This is a genomic window from Pseudomonas sp. NPDC087598, from assembly GCF_044743525.1.
Taxonomy (GTDB): Bacteria; Pseudomonadota; Gammaproteobacteria; order Pseudomonadales; family Pseudomonadaceae; genus Aquipseudomonas.
Genome location: NZ_JBIUWQ010000043.1, coordinates 37,142 through 53,842, shown reverse-complemented (window position 1 = coordinate 53,842; position 16,701 = coordinate 37,142). Strand labels below are relative to the sequence as shown.

Here is a 16,701-nt window from a genome sequence, read left to right as displayed (position 1 = left end):
GTTGTGGGTGGTCATGCGAGCGCCGCCATAAGCCCCTGCGGCAGGTGGGGCAAATCTTCCCGACCGTTCGAAGCGTTCATGCCTCGAACCGGCAGCCTACTCATAGACTATTGCGTTGTGGTGAAAGTCACAGCACCAAGGACATGAATGTACACTTGTGCACTGAAATTTTTATTCAAGCCCCTTTTGAGGCTCGTTCGGGTGCCTAAGACTGCCGCACTTTCGCTTTTCACGCCAGTCACAGATGGTCAAAAGACCGTCACTAGGACACCCAACGCTGCAGAATCTGCTGTAGATCATTACGTTTGAACGGCTTCGCCAGATAATCGTTCATCCCCGCCGACAGGCAGGTTTCGCGGTCGCCCTGCAAGGCATTGGCAGTCAGCGCGATGATCGGCACGTCGCGGCGCCCGGGCAGTTGGCGAATCTGCCGGGTGGCCTCATAGCCATCGATGATCGGCAAACGGCAATCCATCAGAATCACTTCGAAATCATTGGCCTCGGCGCTGCGCACCGCCTGCGCGCCATCGGTGGCGACACTGACAGTAAAGCCCAGGCTGCGCAGCATTGCTTCGATCACGGTCTGGTTAACCGGATTGTCTTCCACCAGCAACACATTGCGCCCCTCGCCGTGGCCATTGCCATTCAAGGCGCGGGGGGCGGCCAGTTGTGGCAACGCCTGCTTATAAAGAGCCAGCGGAATTTCCAGGGTGAACACCGAGCCGCGACCTTCCTCGCTCTGTGCGCGCAAGGTGCCGCCCATGCGTTCGGCGAGGGTGCGCGCGATCGGCAGGCCGAGCCCGGTGCCGCCGTAGCGTCGCGAAATCGAGCTGTCGGCCTGCTGGAATGCGTTGAACATCGACTCCAGGCTCTCGGACGAAATGCCGATGCCACTGTCGCGGACCGAGCAGGTGAACCACAGCAGTTCGTGATCGAGCGACTGCCACTGCGACTCGATGCTGACCCGACCCTGTTCGGTGAATTTCAGGGCATTGCCGACCAGGTTGACCAGAATCTGCCGGATCCGCGTCGGATCGCCCTGCACCTGCAAGCCGCGCATGTCCTCGGGAATCCGCAGATTGAGGGCCAGGCCACGCTGCACCGCGCTGTGCTGGAACGATTGCGCGCAGGCCCCGATCAGTTCGGCAAGGTTGAACGGAATGTGCTCAAGCTCCAGCTCCGAACGTTCGATGCGCGAGAAGTCGAGAATATCGTTGATCACCTTGAGCAAATGCTCGGTGGATTCGGAGGCGAGGGCGGCGTACTCGATCTGTTCCTCGGTCATCTCCGTGGTTTCGAGCAATTGCAGCATGCCCAGCACACCGTTCATGGGCGTGCGCAGTTCATGGCTCATCATCGCCAGAAAGTCGGATTTGGCGTTGTTGGCCTTTTCCGCTTCTTCGCGGGTCTGGATCAATTGTGCCATGGCCTGCTGCTGTTCACGGCTGGCCTGTTCCAGCGCCTGGGCAAGGTTGTTGATGTGCTGCGACAGCGCACCGAGTTCGGTGTCATCAACGATCGGCAGCGGGGTTTTATAGTCGCCGTCCTGAATCGCCTTGACCGCGTTGCCGATATCGCGAATCGGCTGCGACAGACTGCCGGCCAGACGTCGCGCCAGCACAAAGGTGAAGAGCAGGGCGAACAACGCCAGAATCCCCGCCTTGAAGAGGATTTCCTGCTGACGCTGGCTGAAAGCATCGTTGGACAGACCGACGATCACGCGCCCCAGATAATCTTCGCTGGCCCCGCCATTGCTGACTTTGACGTCCTGGAAGAAATCATTCTGCAGAGCGATCCGTTGCAAACGCACCGGTGCCTGAAACACCTCGACCTGATGCGGGCGGCTGTGGGCGTTCGCCGGTTGTTCGACATACACCAGAATCCGGTTGGCGCTGTCCTGCACTTCCAGAAAACGCACGTTGGGCGTCGCCAGCGTGGCCTTGAGCAGACTTTCCAGCACTTCGTTGTTACCGGAAATCACCCCGTACTCGGTGGCGGGCGCCAGTTGGTTGGCGATCAGTTGGCCGGTGTGGTTCAGCTCCTGGCGCAAATCCTGAATGCGCACGAAGGTGAAGAAACTGATCAACAGCAAGGTCAGCAACAGCGCCGGGCCCAGGCTGATCAGCTGGGTGCGGGTGTTGATGTCCCAACGACGACGGAAACTCATGGGCGGCTTTCTCCTTCAGCCAACGCGCGGGCAACAGACGCTTCGTTCAGCGGTTCAATACCTAGTGAACGAGCTACCTGGGCATTACTTGAGACTTTAAAACGTGCGGGGTAGAGCGCTCGTGGCCAGTTGGCGGGAGACTGGTCGAGCAAATGGTCGAGCACATTCAGCCAATCGTTCTGGTCGCTGTAACTGCTGGCCAGGCTGCCGGCACGGACAAACGCGGCGTTCGGACCGATCAGCGCCAATTGTCGCGAGTAGCTGCTGAGCAGCAGGTTTTTCGCGGTTTTCGGGTTGTACAGATCGGGGTCGTCGAGGCCCAGCAGCACGTCGCTGTTTTTCAGCACGGTTTGCAAGGGGCGACTGTCGTGGGTGTTGTCCCAGCGCTGGCTGACGATTTCCAGATTCAACGGCTGCGCTGCCAGATGCAGCTCTTTTAGGAGGAACTCGCTGTGCTGATCGAACAACACGCCAACCCGGCGTGCCTGCGGCAGGATCCGCCGAATCAATTGCAGTTGTCGGCCCAGCGGCGGATCGCTCCACAGCAGGCTCAGGCGGGACGGCTGTGCCGAGCCGAGACGTTGGCGGGCTTGCAGGCGACTGATGCGTAACACCAGCGTCGCCGGGCCCTGGGACTCTTGCAGGCGCCAGTCGAGGCTCGGCAGATCGAGCAGGATCAGCCGCAGGCTGGCCGGCAATTTACCCGGCGCCGGCAGGCTGGCCAGTGGCTGGAAACGCACGGTGTCGGTCGGGCGCAACTCACTCAGGGCCTGCACGAAAGCTTGCACGCCAGGGCTTTCTTCGGCACCGGTCAACAGAATGTCGGCGGCCTGCACCGCCACACCGTGCAGCCACGCGGTCAGAAACAGCAGCAACCCGGCCAGCCAGTGAGCCAGGGTTGGCGTCTTGCGCGTCAGGCCGTAGCGCACCTTAGAATTCCAGCTCGGCGCTGAGGTACAGCACGCGGCGCTCGTCGTAATTGTTGTCGGCGAAAGTGGTCGGCTCATGGTCAAGGCGTTGCTGCAGCACGCCGGCCAATTGCATTTGAGCCTTGCCCAGGGCGATGCGCTTGACGATTCGCGTGTCGACCCGCTCGAAGCGGTAGCCGTTGAGCGCGTTGTCGCCGTAATAGAAGAGGGCACTGTTCCAGCCGTGGCCCCAGTCGCGCAGCCAGCCAGCGGAACCGCTGTTGCTGGCGGTGAATTGCTGATCCAGCGGATTGCTCGCCTCGGCATCGACGTAGGCGTACGTCAGACGCAGGCGGTCGACGGTGCTCAGGCGCCAGTCGAGCTGGGTTTCGGTGCCGCGAAACCGTGAGCTGTTGGCGTTGCTGGCGATGTATTGGTTGTTGCGCAGCGGTTCGCTGATCATCCCGGTAATCTCGTCGTAGAACAGCTTCACGTCGAGCGCCAGACCCAGTTCGGCGAAATAGCCGTTGTAGCCCAGCTCGCGCGAGCGCATGTGTTCCTGATCGAGATCGCCGGGGCCACGGGTCTTTACGAAGTAACGCGCCGAAGACTGGCCGTAGGCCGAGGGCTGCAGCTTGCTGACCTGATAGCTCCAGTTGACGTTGTTCTCGAACATGTCCGGCGAGCGAATCGCCTCCGAGTACACCGCGCGCAGGCTGTGGCGCGGATTGATCAGGTAATTGACCGCGAAGCGTGGCGTCAGCGAACTGCCGATCAGTTGCGTGTCTTCGAACATCGCACCGCCCTGCAACAGCCAGTGTTCACTGGCGCGCCATTCCAGTTGGCCGAACGCGCGCCAAGTGGTGTCGTCCAGCGTGCCGTTGAAGTAAGTCTCGGAATCGGCCCGGTCGTAACGATAGTTCATGCCGCTGACCAGGCGCACGCTGTCGGACAGGCTGAGGGTGTCTTGCAGTTCGAGGTCGTAGCGCGATTCGCGGGCGCTCTGGTCGATTTCGCCGCACAACGTCTGGCTGGCGCCGTTGCGCCATTGATCAAGTACGCGATTGGCCAAAGCCATTTCCTGCGGTGTGCCGGGTGCCGCGCCGGGACCGGTGAAACGGGTGATGTTGCGTGCCAGACGTTCGGTGTAATTCGGGTTGAGCTGCCACAGTTGCGTCAGCTCGGGGCTGAACGACACCTCGGCGTCGCAGGCGCGCCAGGTTTGCTGACGATCCCAGTGCTGCGCCGAGCCTTGGATATAAAGGCTGTGCTCTGGGTTGATGTCGAGATTCCAGCGCACCGAGCCGGCGTAGTCCTTGGCCACCACGTCGGAATTGTTCCCCGCGGCGGTAATCCCGGAGAACACCGGACGGTAGGTGTAGGGCCGCTGATTGGTGCCATCCTTCGCGTTGACCTGCCAGTCGAGGCTCTGGTTGTCGCTGAGGGTGTGACTGACCGCGAGGCTGAAGCGGTTCAAGCGGCGACTGTCGCGGTAATCGGCGCCGCTGCGGTCGCTGTCGAAGCCATCGTCTTCCTGACCGGACAGCGACAGGCGCAGATCGCCGCCATTCCAGCCGGTGCCCTGGCTGGCATAGAAGTCATTGATACCGCGCTGACCACGGGTGATTTTCAGCCGCGTGCCGTGGCTGTCTGCTGGGTTGCGCGTGATGATGTTGACCACTGCCATCAGCGCGTTGGCGCCGTAGCTGACGGTGTTCGGGCCGCGAAAGACTTCGATGCGCTCGATGTCCTCAATGGCCACCGGAATGTCGCTCCAGTCCACCGTCGCCAGGCCTGCGCGATAGACCGAGCGGCCATCGATCAGCACCTGCATGCGCCGCGCTTCGGTGGCGTTGGTGCCGTGGTAATTGACCGCTGCCTGATTGCCGCTGATGTTGCCGACCATCATCCCTGGCACCAGCCGCAGCAGTTCACTGATGTCGCGGGCGCCGCTGGCGTTGATCAATTCACTGTCGAGTACGGTCATGCTCCCCGGCACTTCCGCAGGTGTCTGCTTCAGGCGCGTGGCCGTCAGCACCTGAGGCAGCGTTTCGCTGTCCATGAACATGTCGTCCGCCTGCGACAGCGGGCTGAACAACAGCGCCAGCAGCAGGGAGGAACGCGGTGGGGGAGCGGCAAAAAACACGACACAGCCTATAGAGCGAAGAATTGGCGCGCATGTTAACCGAGGGCAGCGACTTTTCCAGTCACGTTAGAGGCATTTTCCTAGGTTTTATTGGTCTTCTTCCTACAAGTGTCGGTAATTGACGCGGGGGCTGGCCGCGACGGGGTCGCCCCGTATAATGCCGACATCGCCACTGGTATGGATTAACGGATTGCATATGACTGAACAGCGCCCGATTGCGGTCCTGGGAGGCGGAAGTTTTGGAACCGCCGTGGCCAATCTTTTGGCCGAGAACGGCCATCAAGTCCGGCAGTGGATGCGTGACCCCGAGCAGGCCGAGGCCATCCGGGTCAATCGCGAAAACCCGCGTTACCTCAAAGGCATCAAGATTCTGCCGGGCGTGACCGCCGTCACTGACCTGCAGGAAACCCTCGACGCCTGCGACTTGTGCTTTGTCGCGCTGCCGTCCAGTGCCCTGCGCACGGTGCTTGCGGCTCACGCCGAGCGTCTGAGCGGCAAAATGCTGGTCAGCCTGACCAAAGGCATCGAAGCCCACACCTTCAAACTGATGAGCCAGATCCTCGAAGAGATCGCCCCGCAAGCGCGCATCGGCGTGTTGTCCGGGCCGAATCTGGCACGGGAAATCGCCGAGCACGCGTTGACTGCCACGGTGGTCGCCAGTGAAGACGAAGAACTGTGCAAACAAGTGCAGGCTGCCTTGCACGGGCGCACTTTCCGTGTGTACGCCAGTGCCGACCGTTTCGGTGTCGAGTTGGGCGGGGCGTTGAAAAACGTTTACGCGATCATCGCCGGCATGGCAGTTGCGCTGGAGATGGGCGAAAACACCAAGAGCATGCTGATCACTCGCGCCCTGGCCGAGATGACCCGGTTTGCGGTGAATCAGGGCGCTAACCCGATGACCTTCCTCGGTCTGGCCGGTGTCGGTGACTTGATCGTGACGTGCTCGTCGCCGAAGAGCCGCAACTATCAAGTCGGCTTCGCCCTGGGCCAAGGCCTGAGTCTTGAGGACGCGGTGTCGCGCCTCGGTGAAGTCGCCGAAGGGGTCAATACCCTGAAAGTGCTCAAGGCCAAATCCCAGGAAGTGGGCGTGTACATGCCGCTGGTCGCCGGGCTGCACGCGATCCTGTTCGAGGGGCGCACGCTGGAACAGGTCATTGGTCTGTTGATGCGGGCCGAGCCGAAAACCGACGTCGACTTTATTTCCACCAGTGGTTTCAACTGATTCAGCAGGGAGTGAGCCATGAACGATCCGAAAACCGAAGCCAAGTACGAGTCCATCCTGCTGCGGGTGTTGTGGATGATCGTCTACATAGTGGTCTGGCAGGTAGCGCAGTTCGTCCTCGGTGTGGTGGTGCTGGTGCAGCTTGTGTATAGACTGATCTATGGCGCGCCGAGCGCCGGCCTGATGAGTTTCGGCGACAGCCTGAGCCAGTTTCTGGCGCAGATCGGTCGTTTCGGCAGTTTTCACAGCGACCAGAAACCTTGGCCGTTTGCTGATTGGCCAACGCCGCGTACGCCGGAAGGTGAAGCGCCGCACGCCGTGCCGCCAGCACCGCACCCGGCCCGAGATGAGGAGCCCAAGCTATGAAACTCTGGGTGTTGCGTCACGGTGAGGCCGTGCCTTACGGCTCGTGTCCTGATTCCGAGCGGGAACTGACTGATCACGGTCGCAAGGAAGCCTTGAGCAGCGCGGCGCGCTTGATCGGGCAGCCGCTGACCGCGATCTACGCCAGCCCGTATCTGCGCGCGCAACAGACCGCGCAGATTGTTCGCGAGGCGTTGGGTTTCGAGCCGGAGATCCGCACGGTCGAGTGGCTGACGCCGGAAGTTGATCCGGACAAGGTGACCGATCAACTGGTGTCGGTGAGCAATGTGCTGCTGGTCAGCCACAACCCTTTGGTGGGCAATCTGCTCAGCTATCTGCAGCATGGCGCCGGACATCCACCGGAAAGGGTCAGCACCGCTGGCCTGGCTGAATTGGAACACAGTGAATTGCTGATCGGCTCGATGAAGCTCAACAGCCTCAAGCATCCCTAACACCGCTCCTTTTGTGGGAGCGAGCCTGCTCGCGAAAGCGGAGTGTCATTCACCATTTATGTGTCTGACACCCTGCATTCGCGAGCAGGCTCGCTCCCACATTGGTTCTTTGTGCACCTGAAATTAATTGTTTGAATTTTCCAACCAAGCACTTGCTTGGTTGACTACGCTTGCTCCAGACCTAAAAAACAGGAGCGAGTCGCATGTCTGCCGCATTCCGTTTGCCGCTGGACGTGTTTTACGAACGCGAGGCCCGGCATCCGCGCCAGCGCTTTCTCGTACAGCCCATCGGTGGCGGGCAGGTCGAGACCCTGACCTGGGCTGACGTCGGTCATCAGGCCCGTTGCGCTGCACACTGGCTGCGCGCGCGGGAGTTGCCGCCCGGCAGCCACATCGCCCTGATCTCGAAAAACTGCGCACACTGGATCATCGCCGACCTCGCCATCTGGATGGCCGGGCATGTTTCGGTGCCGCTGTATCCCAACCTCACTGCTGACTCCGTGGCCCAAGTGCTCAATCACTCAGAGAGCGCGTTGGCGTTTATCGGCAAACTCGATGACTGGCCCGGCATGTCGAAAGGCGTGCCCGTCGATCTGCCGACCATCAGCCTGCCGCTGCATCCACCCGGCGAGTTCGATTTCAACTGGGCGGACTTGCAGCGCTGCTCGCCGATTCAGGACGATCCGCGTCCCGCCGCCGAGCAACTGGCGACGATTATCTATACCTCCGGCACTACCGGCCTGCCCAAAGGCGTGATGCACAGCTTTGCCAATCTTGGATTCGCCACGACCCGTGGCACGCAACTGTTCGGGCTCAACGAGAACGACCGTTTGCTGTCGTACTTGCCGCTTTGTCACGTTGCCGAGCGTATGTTCGTTGAGCTGGCATCGATCTATACCGGGCAAACGGTGTTTTTTGCCGAAAGCCTCGACACCTTCATCACCGATCTCAAGCGTGCGCGGCCGACCGCGATGTTCGGTGTGCCTCGGATCTGGACCAAATTTCAGATGGGTGTCTACAGCAAGATCCCGGCAAAACGTCTGGATTTTCTCCTCGGCCTGCCGTTCATTGGCAAGCGGGTAGGGCACAAAGTGCTGGCGGGTCTGGGGCTGGATGCCTTGCGCGTCGCTCTGTCCGGTGCGGCGCCGGTGCCGCAGACCTTGCTCACCTGGTATCAAAAACTGGGCCTCGATGTGCTGGAGGTCTACGGCATGACCGAGAGTTGCGGTTATTCGCACATCTGCCTGCCGGGCCAATACAAACAGGGCTGGATCGGCAAACCGTGCCCGGATGTCGAGGTGCGTATCGACGAGTCGGGTGAGGTGCAGGTGCGCAGTCAGGCGAACATGCTTGGCTACTTCAAGGAACCACAGAAGACCGCCGAGACGCTGACCGAGGACGGCTTTCTACGCACTGGCGACAAGGGCGAACAGGATGCCGAGGGTCGTTTGCGCCTGACCGGTCGGCTCAAGGAAATCTTCAAGACCAGCAAGGGTAAATACGTCGCCCCGGCGCCAATCGAAAACCGTCTGGCGGTGCATTCGCGGATTGAACAGGTGTGTGTGGTCGGTGATGGCCTGAGTGCACCGTTGGGTTTGTGTGTGCTGTCGACAGTCAATCAGGAGGAGGGCCGGGCGAGTCTGCATTCGAGCCTGGAAAAACTGCTGGAAGAGGTCAACGCCGTGCTCGACAAGCACGAGCGCCTGCGTCGACTGGTGGTGGTCAAGGACAGTTGGGCGGTGGAAAACGGCTTTCTCACGCCGACCCTGAAAATCAAACGCAACGTCATCGAAGACACTTACGGCGCCCGTTTCGAAGAATGGAGCGAGCGCAGCGAAGCGGTGCTGTGGCAGGATTGAGCGTCGACCAAAACAACCAAGGAAGTCTGCGATGAGCCTGTGGCGTACCACTCCCGACATCGAGCAGTTGAACGCAATCCAGAAAAACACCATCGGCGAAGTGCTGGATATTCGCTTCGAAGCATTCGACGAAGAGTCGCTGACGGCGAGCATGGTCATCGACCATCGCACTCACCAGCCTTACGGCTTGCTGCATGGCGGCGCGTCGGTGGTGCTGGCGGAAACCGTCGGTTCAATGGCCAGTTATCTGTGCATCGACGCCAGCAAGTTTTACTGCGTAGGGCTTGAGATCAATGCCAACCATCTGCGCGGCCTGCGCAGTGGCCGGGTGACAGCGGTGGCCAAGCCGATTCATATCGGCCGTACGACCCACGTCTGGGATATCCGTCTGACCAGCGATGAAGGCAAGGCCAGTTGTGTGTCGCGCTTGACCATGGCGGTGGTGCCGCTGGGTGAACAGCCGCCGGCGCGGTAATTGTCGATTTGCCCATAGCTTTGACCTGACTGTCATCATTCCTGGCAGTTACGGTCATTGCCGCAGAGCGTGGTCTTGCGGACAATCAACGCCACGTTCTTGCTCATGGATTTGCCTGTATGTCGCAACCGATCTTTTTCGCCCACGCCAACGGCTTCCCTTCGGGCACCTATGGCAAGTTGTTCGCGGCGCTGGCGCCCGAGTATCGGGTTGCGCACCTGCAACAGCATGCCCATGACCCGCGTTTCCCGGCGGATGACAACTGGTACAACCTGGTCGACGAGCTGATCCACCATTTGCAGCAGCAGGATCAACCAGTGTGGGGTGTCGGTCATTCATTTGGTGGTGTTCTGCATTTGCACGCGGCGTTGCGTTGCCCTGAGCTGTATCGCGGCGTGGTGATGCTCGATTCGCCAGTACTGACTCGCAGTGATCAATGGGTTATCCGCGCCGCCAAACGCTTCGGTTTCATTGATAGGCTGACCCCGGCCGGGCGCACACTGGGGCGGCGCGAGGAGTTTGCCGATCTCGACAGTGCGCGCAGCTATTTCGCCGGCAAGTCGCTTTTTCGCGGTTTCGATCCGGAATGCTTCGACGCTTACCTGCAACACGGTTTGCACCCGGTCGGTGACAAGCTGCGCCTGCGTTTCGACCCGGCCACCGAGATCAGCATCTATCGCGGCGTGCCGCACACCAGCCCCGGTCGTACCCGACAATTGAAAGTGCCGCTGGCGGTGGTGCGCGGGCACAAGAGCAACGTGGTCATGCGCCATCACACCCGCTTTGTTTCACGCATGCCGCAAGGTGAAGCGCTGAGCATGCCCGGCGGGCACATGTTTCCTCTGGAGCGTCCGCAGGACACTGCACGACTGCTGAAGAACCTGTTCACTCGCTGGGAAACCCGTCAGGACAAGGATTGCGCATGAGCCCGACTTTCGAAGAAGTGCGCCTGAGCCTGCCGCATATCGAACTGGCGGCGCATTTGTTCGGACCCGAAGACGGGTTGCCGGTGATCGCCCTGCATGGCTGGCTCGACAACGCCAACAGCTTTGCGCGGCTGGCACCGAAGCTCAAAGGCTTGCGCATTATTGCGCTGGACATGGCCGGGCACGGGCATTCCGGGCACCGGCCCAATGGCGCCGGCTATGCGTTGTGGGACTACGCCCATGATGTGCTGCAAGTCGCCGAGCAACTGGGCTGGACGCGTTTCGGCCTGCTCGGGCATTCGATGGGCGCGATTGTCTCGATGGTACTGGCGGGGTCGTTACCCGAGCGGATCACGCATCTGGCGTTGATCGATGGGGTAATTCCTCCTACAGACAAAGGCGAAAATGCTGCCGAGCGCATGGGCATGGCCCTGCAGGCACAGCTGGATCTGCGCGAGAAACGCAAACCGGTTTACAACACTCTCGACCGTGCTATCGAAGCGCGGATGAAAGGCCTGGTGGCGGTCAGTCGTGAAGCCGCCGAGTTGTTGGCCCAACGCGGCTTGATGCCGGTACCCGGTGGTTACACCTGGCGCACCGACAACCGTCTTACCCTGCCATCGCCGCTGCGCCTGACCCAGGAACAGGCGATGGCCTTCATTCAACGCATCGCTTGCCCGGCGCAATTGATCGTCGCCGCCGACGGCATGCTGGCCAAACACCCGGAACTGCTGGAACGTCTACCCTTTAGCCGGGAACAGCTGGCGGGTGGGCATCATTTGCACCTGAACGATGAGGCCGGTGCGGATCTTGTCGCAGACTGTTTCAATCGCTTCTTCGCCATTCCTTGACTTGCTGCGGGCAACTGTCGAGGCTGGGCGGGTTGAAATGGGAGACAACCACGATGGATTTCTATACCGCTACGACCCCGAACCGCCAAGCCATGCCCATCCGATGAGCCTGGCCAAGCGATCACTCAGTCTGTTGGCGCTGTGCTGTTTCAGTTCCGTTTCGTTCGCCGCCGATGTGCCGGGCAGTCAGGATCTGCAGATCGTGCCGCGCCTGGCTGACGCGCAAATCGTCGACTATCGGCCGCCGGTGGAACTGGAGCGGATCTACCCGCTGGGTTCAATCCGCAAAATCAGTGGCCAGTTGCGTTTCGACGGTCAGGTGACTGCCCGTGGCCAGACCACTTCGGTGACCTACGAGTTGCCCCCCGAACATTCCGCCACCGAAGCCTTCACCGCCGCCCGCGAGGCCCTGCAAAAGCAGGACGCCGAGTTGCTGTTCTGGTGCCAGGCGCGGGACTGCGGCGAAAGCAGCCTGTGGGCCAACGAGGTGTTTGGCAATTCCAAACTGTACGGCGCCGACGAGCAGCAAGCCTATCTGTTGCTGAGGCTGGCGGCACCGAAGGACAACACGCTGGTGGCGCTCTACAGCATCACGCGGGGCAATCGCAAAGCCTATCTGCATGTCGAACAGTTCGAGGCCGTTGCGCCGCTTGGCGAGTTGCTGCCGACCTCCGCAACCTTGTTGCGTCAGCTCAAAAGTACCGGCGAGCTGGACTTTCCCAAGCTTGTGAATGATCCGGATGACACCTGGCTGCGTCTGATTTCCCGTGGCCTGAACCTCGACACCACGCAGCGAGTGACGGTATCCGGGCCGAAAGCCGAGGCCTGGCGTCAGGCACTGATCAATCAGGGCGTTCGCGCGGCGCGGATGGAAACCGGCAGTGTCGACGGCGCAGGCTTGCGCATCGATCTGCTGCGATAAGCTCTATCGGGCGAACACGCGCGCTGTGTTCGCCTATTCTTGGCCTGACTGATTTTTTTCGAGACTCTACATGCTCAATAACGATCGACTGCTGGTGCAGATCCTGCTGCTGGTGTTGTTTGGTGCCAGTCTCTGGGTGATGGCGCCGTTCTGGTCGGCGCTGTTCTGGGGGGCGGTGCTGGCGTTTGCCAGTTGGCCGCTGATGCGCCTTCTGACCCGGCTACTCAATGGACGAGAGTCGCTGGCTGCGGCGATATTGACCTTGGGCTGGATGTTGCTGGTGGCGGCGCCATTGGTCTGGCTGGGGTTCAACCTCGCCGATCATGTGCGCGATGCCACCGCATTCATCAAGGACGTGCAGGTCGATGGATTGCCGGAAGCGCCGGTCTGGCTCGGAGCCGTGCCGTTGGTAGGCGAGCGACTGGTCGGGATCTGGAACAGCATCGATCAGCAGGGCGCGGCACTGATGGTGTCGATCAAGCCTTATCTGGGGCAGGTCGGTAACTGGTTGCTGGCGCGCAGTGCGCAGATCGGCGGCGGGATTCTCGAGCTGACGCTGAGCATTGTCTTTGTGTTCTTTTTCTATCGCGACGGGCCGCGTCTGGCGGCGTTTGCTCACAGGTTGCTGGAGCGTTTGATCGGTGACCGTGCCGGGTATTACATCGAGTTGGTGGCCGGTACGGTGCAACGGGTGGTGAACGGGGTGATCGGTACGGCGGCGGCGCAGGCGGTTCTGGCGTTGATCGGGTTTTTGATTGCCGGGGTGCCGGGGGCGCTGGTGCTGGGGATCGTGACGTTTCTGCTGAGTCTGATTCCGATGGGGCCGCCGTTGGTGTGGGTACCGGCTACGGCTTGGCTGGCCTGGAAGGGTGAGTATGGGATGGCGGTGTTTTTGGGGATCTGGGGGACGTTTATCATCAGTGGTGTGGATAACGTTTTGAAGCCCTATCTGATCAGCCGGGGCGGTAATCTGCCGCTGGTGATTGTGTTGCTTGGGGTGTTTGGCGGGTTGATTGCGTTTGGGTTTATCGGGTTGTTTATCGGGCCTACGCTTTTGGCTGTTGCTTATAGTTTGTTGACGGATTGGAGTAAGAGTCAGGCTCGGGTTTAGGCTGGTTTTTTGGGGGGGTGTATATCCGTTTTTTTGGTGATGGCTACTTAGGTGGGAGTGTCATAAATTTTGTGTTCGGGCATAACATGCTGCAGAGGTGCATGTATGCCAACCAAAAAGAAACCGGCCCGTGAGGCCAAGCGTGACCTTCCGTCCATTCCAAAAGAGCTGATCGACCAGTTCCTCAGCGAGTCGATGAGTGCCGAAGCGATTCAGGATGCCGCGATGGCGTTCAAAAAGGCGCTTATCGAAAGAGCCCTTGGTGCCGAGTTGGGACTTCATCTTGGCTATCCTCAGGGCGCGGAGCGCCCTGAGGATTCGAGTAACCAGCGTAACGGCAAGAGCGGCAAAACCGTGCTGACCGATGACGGCCCGTTGCGTCTAGATATTCCCAGAGACCGTGACGGCAGCTTTTCTCCGATTTTGATCCCCAAACACGAGCGGCGTTTTACAGGCTTTGATGACAAGATCATTGCCATGTATGCCCGCGGTATGAGCGTTCGTGAGATTCGTGCATTTCTCTCGGAACAGTACGCAACAGATGTCTCCCATGACTTCATCAGCACCGTTACCGACGCTGTTCTGGAAGAAGTCAGTACGTGGCAACAACGGCCACTCGAGCCCATGTACCCGGTCATTTTCTTCGATGCGCTGCGGGTTAAAATCCGTGATGAAGGCGTGGTTCGTAACAAAGCGATTTACCTGGCTCTGGGCGTACTCCCGGACGGCACCCGCGACATTCTGGGCATCTGGATTGAGAACACAGAGGGCGCCAAGTTCTGGATGAAAGTCTTCAATGACCTCAAAACCCGGGGTGTCGAAGATGTCCTGATCGCGGTAACGGACGGTCTCAAAGGCATGCCTGAAGCTTTGGCTGCAGTGTTTCCTCAGACAGCGTTGCAGACATGCATTGTTCACCTGATCCGCAACAGCCTTGATTACGCGGCATGGGACAAGCGTCGCGAACTGGCCAAGGCCTTGAAACCGATTTATCAAGCTCTCAACGCCGAAGTCGCCGAGCAAGCTCTGGATGCCTTCGAATCGGGGCCTTGGGGCAAGCAATATCCAACGGTGGTTGCAGCTTGGCGACGCGCTTGGGATCGAGTTATCCCGTTCTTTGTGTTCCCGCCAGCCATACGAAAGGTGATCTACACCACCAATGCCATCGAGAGTATCAACTCGCAGCTGCGCAAGATCATCAAGACAAGGGGTCACTTTCCAACCGACGAAGCCGCGACGAAACTGATCTGGCTGGCACTGCAAAACATCACCGCCAACTGGGGCAGCGCCGCCCATGACTGGAAAAATGCTATGAATCAATTTGCGGTTTTGTACGGAGACCGATTCATCAGGTCTAACTGGTGAAATAAAGGCCTGCCTGGCGGCAGGCCATTAACGGCCCGCACACAAAAAATCTGACACTCTCACTTAGGGTTCCGCCCTTACGGCGGGTCACCTTTTCCAAACGCCGAAAAGGTAACCCAAAAGGCTTTACCCTGACGTACGGCCCTCGCTTAGGCTCGGGTTCCTTCGCTGCGGGATTGATCCGGGCGCATCGCCTACGGTTTGCTGCGCTGCACCTCCTCTCGATGCATTTGGCTGCGCCAAACGGTCGCTGCGCTCCCACCCCCGGATCAATCCCTCCACTCAGCCTTCCGACGGGCTCCGAGATCAAGATCAAGAGCGGTACTCGAGCTAACGCTCATTGCGTTGAGTGGGGCGGCATGCGCCGCGTGCGGGGGTGTACTTGTTTTTTTGTGGTAGCGATGGCGGCCTGACAGCCGACCAGTCTCTGGCGGGTGAGACTGGTTCAAACTGTGGGAGGGGGCTTGCTCCCGAAGGCGGCCTGACAGCAGACATGTTTCTGTCGGCTGTACTCGACCCCTGTGGGAGCTGGCTTGCCAGCGATGGCGGCCTGACAGCCGACCAAGCTCTGGCAGGTAAACCCATTCCCTGTAGGAGTTGCCGAAGGCTGCGATCTTTTGATCTGCTTTGGCTCTTGCTTTGCTGTTGCCCTTCAGCCCCTTCGGCAGGCCGAGCGGAGGTGTTCATCCGGGGGTTAGGCGCGCAGCGCCGTTTGGCGAAGCCAAACACATCGAGAGGAGGTGCAGCGCAGCCAACCGTAGGCGATGCCCCCGGATGGACACCGTAGCGAGGGAACAATGAGCCTAAGCGAAGTGCCGTACGCCGGGGCCAAGCGTTTTGGGTTACCTTTTCGGCGTCTGGAAAAGGTGACTCGCTGTAAGAGCGAAACCCTAAGCAGCCATAACCGCAGCAACGGATATGCCCCCAACCCAAGATGCATACCCATTCCGATGCAGGAGCAGCCTTCGGCAGCTCCTGCACGAGGTTCGTTTATGTCGCGACGTTGAGATATTTGCCCACCGGCGCGGCGCTGGTGAGCGAATATTGTTTGCTCAGGTTGGCAATCATGCGGTTCAGCGCTTCACCAGTTGACTGCGCGCTGGCCGTCTCCTCATCCGACGGACGCTCACGTCCCGCCTGCAAAGCGGCCTTCAATTCATCACTGCTCACGTCACCGCTGCTGTCGCTGTCCAGAACCTTGAGCAGCGCCGCACCGGTGTCGGTGCTGGTCGCCGAGGTGCTGTTGCTGGCCTGCAACGCGCTGCTCAATTCGGTGGCAGTGACGCTGCCGTCGCCGTCGGCATCGAGCTGGCTGAACAACTCGTCACTGTTGACTTGTGGTGGAGGCGGTGGCGGCGTCAGGCTGGCGGTGAGTTCGTCCTGGCTGACGGTGCCGTCCTTGTTCTTGTCCAGGGCCGAGAAGATTTCGTTGCTGTCGGCGGTGCTGCCGGCGCTGGTGAGGCCGCTGCTCAGTTCATCGCTGCTGATGGCGCCGTCGCCATCGGAGTCGAGGGCGCTGATCAGAGCGTCGGCGAGGTCGGTGTTCGGGGCTTGGTCTTGGGGTGGCGGTGGCGGCGCCATGGCGGTCATTTCTTCGGCGCTGAGGCTGCCGCTGTCGTCGCTGTCCAGATCGCCGAATTGTTTGCTGAGGTTGACCAGCAATCCGTCGTTGGACTTCTGTGACAGGGCGCTTTTCAGTTCGTCCTGATCGACCGCGCCGTCGCCGTTGCTGTCGAGCTTGGCGAACAGTTCTTTTTGCAGTTGCTGGCTGCGTGCGTTCTGCGTGGTGGTGCTGCTGGTGCTGGTATAGCTCGTGTAGTTGCTGACGCTACCGATCATCGGGCTCACTCCTTGGACTGTAAAACCGGTGGGCATACCGGCTTATGCAGCCTCAAGGGGAAACTTGTCGTGGGTATGTGGGATTTGTACCGGTT

The 16,701-nt window shown here is 60.1% G+C and carries 14 protein-coding genes; 10 read left to right on the top strand and 4 right to left on the bottom strand.

Going from position 1 to position 16,701, the window contains the following annotated elements; translation table 11 throughout:
* Positions 1–262 precede the first annotated feature (262 nt).
* From ACIOWE_RS21385 to ACIOWE_RS21375, 3 genes are read right to left on the bottom strand one after another with little or no spacing between them, the layout of a single operon-like run.
* Positions 263–2,167 carry a response regulator gene (locus tag ACIOWE_RS21385; RefSeq protein ID WP_401395491.1) on the bottom strand — a complete coding sequence of 635 codons (1,905 nt, stop codon included), beginning with the start codon at positions 2,165–2,167 and terminating at the stop codon, positions 263–265.
* Positions 2,164–3,096 carry an ABC transporter substrate-binding protein gene (locus ACIOWE_RS21380; protein WP_401395488.1) on the bottom strand — a complete coding sequence of 311 codons (933 nt, stop codon included), beginning with the start codon at positions 3,094–3,096 and terminating at the stop codon, positions 2,164–2,166. The genes ACIOWE_RS21385 and ACIOWE_RS21380 overlap by 4 nt, the downstream gene beginning before the upstream one ends.
* A 1-nt stretch (position 3,097) precedes the next feature.
* Positions 3,098–5,221, bottom strand: coding sequence for a TonB-dependent receptor plug domain-containing protein (locus ACIOWE_RS21375; RefSeq protein ID WP_401395485.1), 2,124 nt, complete (start codon positions 5,219–5,221; stop codon positions 3,098–3,100).
* Between the two features lie 196 nt (positions 5,222–5,417).
* On the opposite strand from ACIOWE_RS21375, the gene ACIOWE_RS21370 reads away from it, so the two are divergent.
* From ACIOWE_RS21370 to ACIOWE_RS21325, 10 genes are all read left to right on the top strand, one after another.
* On the top strand, positions 5,418–6,443 hold the full coding sequence (locus ACIOWE_RS21370) for an NAD(P)H-dependent glycerol-3-phosphate dehydrogenase (protein ID WP_401395482.1): 1,026 nt from the start codon (positions 5,418–5,420) through the stop codon (positions 6,441–6,443).
* Between the two features lie 18 nt (positions 6,444–6,461).
* Positions 6,462–6,809, top strand: coding sequence for a DUF4389 domain-containing protein (locus tag ACIOWE_RS21365; protein WP_401395479.1), 348 nt, complete (start codon positions 6,462–6,464; stop codon positions 6,807–6,809).
* Complete coding sequence (gene sixA / locus ACIOWE_RS21360; protein ID WP_401395476.1) at positions 6,806–7,258, top strand: phosphohistidine phosphatase SixA; 453 nt, start codon at positions 6,806–6,808, stop codon at positions 7,256–7,258. Before ACIOWE_RS21365 ends, sixA begins: the two co-directional genes overlap by 4 nt.
* 203 nt (positions 7,259–7,461) lie before the next feature.
* Positions 7,462–9,117 (top strand): AMP-binding protein, encoded by a 1,656-nt coding sequence (locus ACIOWE_RS21355; protein WP_401395473.1) that lies wholly within the window; start codon positions 7,462–7,464, stop codon positions 9,115–9,117.
* Positions 9,118–9,148: 31 nt separating this feature from the next.
* Positions 9,149–9,592: a hotdog fold thioesterase gene (locus ACIOWE_RS21350; RefSeq protein WP_008087813.1), complete on the top strand. Its 444-nt coding sequence runs from the start codon at positions 9,149–9,151 to the stop codon at positions 9,590–9,592.
* A gap of 119 nt (positions 9,593–9,711) precedes the next feature.
* Positions 9,712–10,518 carry an alpha/beta fold hydrolase gene (locus ACIOWE_RS21345; RefSeq protein WP_201237204.1) on the top strand — a complete coding sequence of 269 codons (807 nt, stop codon included), beginning with the start codon at positions 9,712–9,714 and terminating at the stop codon, positions 10,516–10,518.
* Positions 10,515–11,369 (top strand): alpha/beta hydrolase, encoded by an 855-nt coding sequence (locus ACIOWE_RS21340; protein WP_401395470.1) that lies wholly within the window; start codon positions 10,515–10,517, stop codon positions 11,367–11,369. The genes ACIOWE_RS21345 and ACIOWE_RS21340 overlap by 4 nt, the downstream gene beginning before the upstream one ends.
* A gap of 103 nt (positions 11,370–11,472) precedes the next feature.
* Positions 11,473–12,291, top strand: a complete 819-nt coding sequence (locus tag ACIOWE_RS21335) for a DUF4892 domain-containing protein (RefSeq protein ID WP_401395497.1) — start codon at positions 11,473–11,475, stop codon at positions 12,289–12,291.
* Between the two features lie 70 nt (positions 12,292–12,361).
* Complete coding sequence (locus ACIOWE_RS21330; protein WP_401395467.1) at positions 12,362–13,402, top strand: AI-2E family transporter; 1,041 nt, start codon at positions 12,362–12,364, stop codon at positions 13,400–13,402.
* 105 nt (positions 13,403–13,507) lie between these two features.
* Positions 13,508–14,767 carry an IS256 family transposase gene (locus ACIOWE_RS21325; protein WP_401395464.1) on the top strand — a complete coding sequence of 420 codons (1,260 nt, stop codon included), beginning with the start codon at positions 13,508–13,510 and terminating at the stop codon, positions 14,765–14,767.
* Positions 14,768–15,757: 990 nt separating this feature from the next.
* Here the strand turns inward: ACIOWE_RS21325 and xopAW are convergent.
* Positions 15,758–16,606 carry a XopAW family type III secretion system calcium-binding effector gene (xopAW, locus tag ACIOWE_RS21320; RefSeq protein WP_401395461.1) on the bottom strand — a complete coding sequence of 283 codons (849 nt, stop codon included), beginning with the start codon at positions 16,604–16,606 and terminating at the stop codon, positions 15,758–15,760.
* Positions 16,607–16,701: the final 95 nt, after the last annotated feature.

Bases quoted from the DNA above. Each gene is read 5' to 3' on its own strand.
- ACIOWE_RS21385 (WP_401395491.1), bottom strand. From the start codon at position 2,167: ATGAGTTTCCGTCGTCGTTGGGACATCAACACCCGCACCCAGCTGATC.
- ACIOWE_RS21370 (WP_401395482.1), top strand. From the start codon at position 5,418: ATGACTGAACAGCGCCCGATTGCGGTCCTGGGAGGCGGAAGTTTTGGA.
- ACIOWE_RS21365 (WP_401395479.1), top strand. From the start codon at position 6,462: ATGAACGATCCGAAAACCGAAGCCAAGTACGAGTCCATCCTGCTGCGG.
- sixA (WP_401395476.1), top strand. From the start codon at position 6,806: ATGAAACTCTGGGTGTTGCGTCACGGTGAGGCCGTGCCTTACGGCTCG.
- ACIOWE_RS21355 (WP_401395473.1), top strand. From the start codon at position 7,462: ATGTCTGCCGCATTCCGTTTGCCGCTGGACGTGTTTTACGAACGCGAG.
- ACIOWE_RS21350 (WP_008087813.1), top strand. From the start codon at position 9,149: ATGAGCCTGTGGCGTACCACTCCCGACATCGAGCAGTTGAACGCAATC.
- ACIOWE_RS21345 (WP_201237204.1), top strand. From the start codon at position 9,712: ATGTCGCAACCGATCTTTTTCGCCCACGCCAACGGCTTCCCTTCGGGC.
- ACIOWE_RS21340 (WP_401395470.1), top strand. From the start codon at position 10,515: ATGAGCCCGACTTTCGAAGAAGTGCGCCTGAGCCTGCCGCATATCGAA.
- ACIOWE_RS21335 (WP_401395497.1), top strand. From the start codon at position 11,473: ATGAGCCTGGCCAAGCGATCACTCAGTCTGTTGGCGCTGTGCTGTTTC.
- ACIOWE_RS21330 (WP_401395467.1), top strand. From the start codon at position 12,362: ATGCTCAATAACGATCGACTGCTGGTGCAGATCCTGCTGCTGGTGTTG.
- ACIOWE_RS21325 (WP_401395464.1), top strand. From the start codon at position 13,508: ATGCCAACCAAAAAGAAACCGGCCCGTGAGGCCAAGCGTGACCTTCCG.
- xopAW (WP_401395461.1), bottom strand. From the start codon at position 16,606: ATGATCGGTAGCGTCAGCAACTACACGAGCTATACCAGCACCAGCAGC.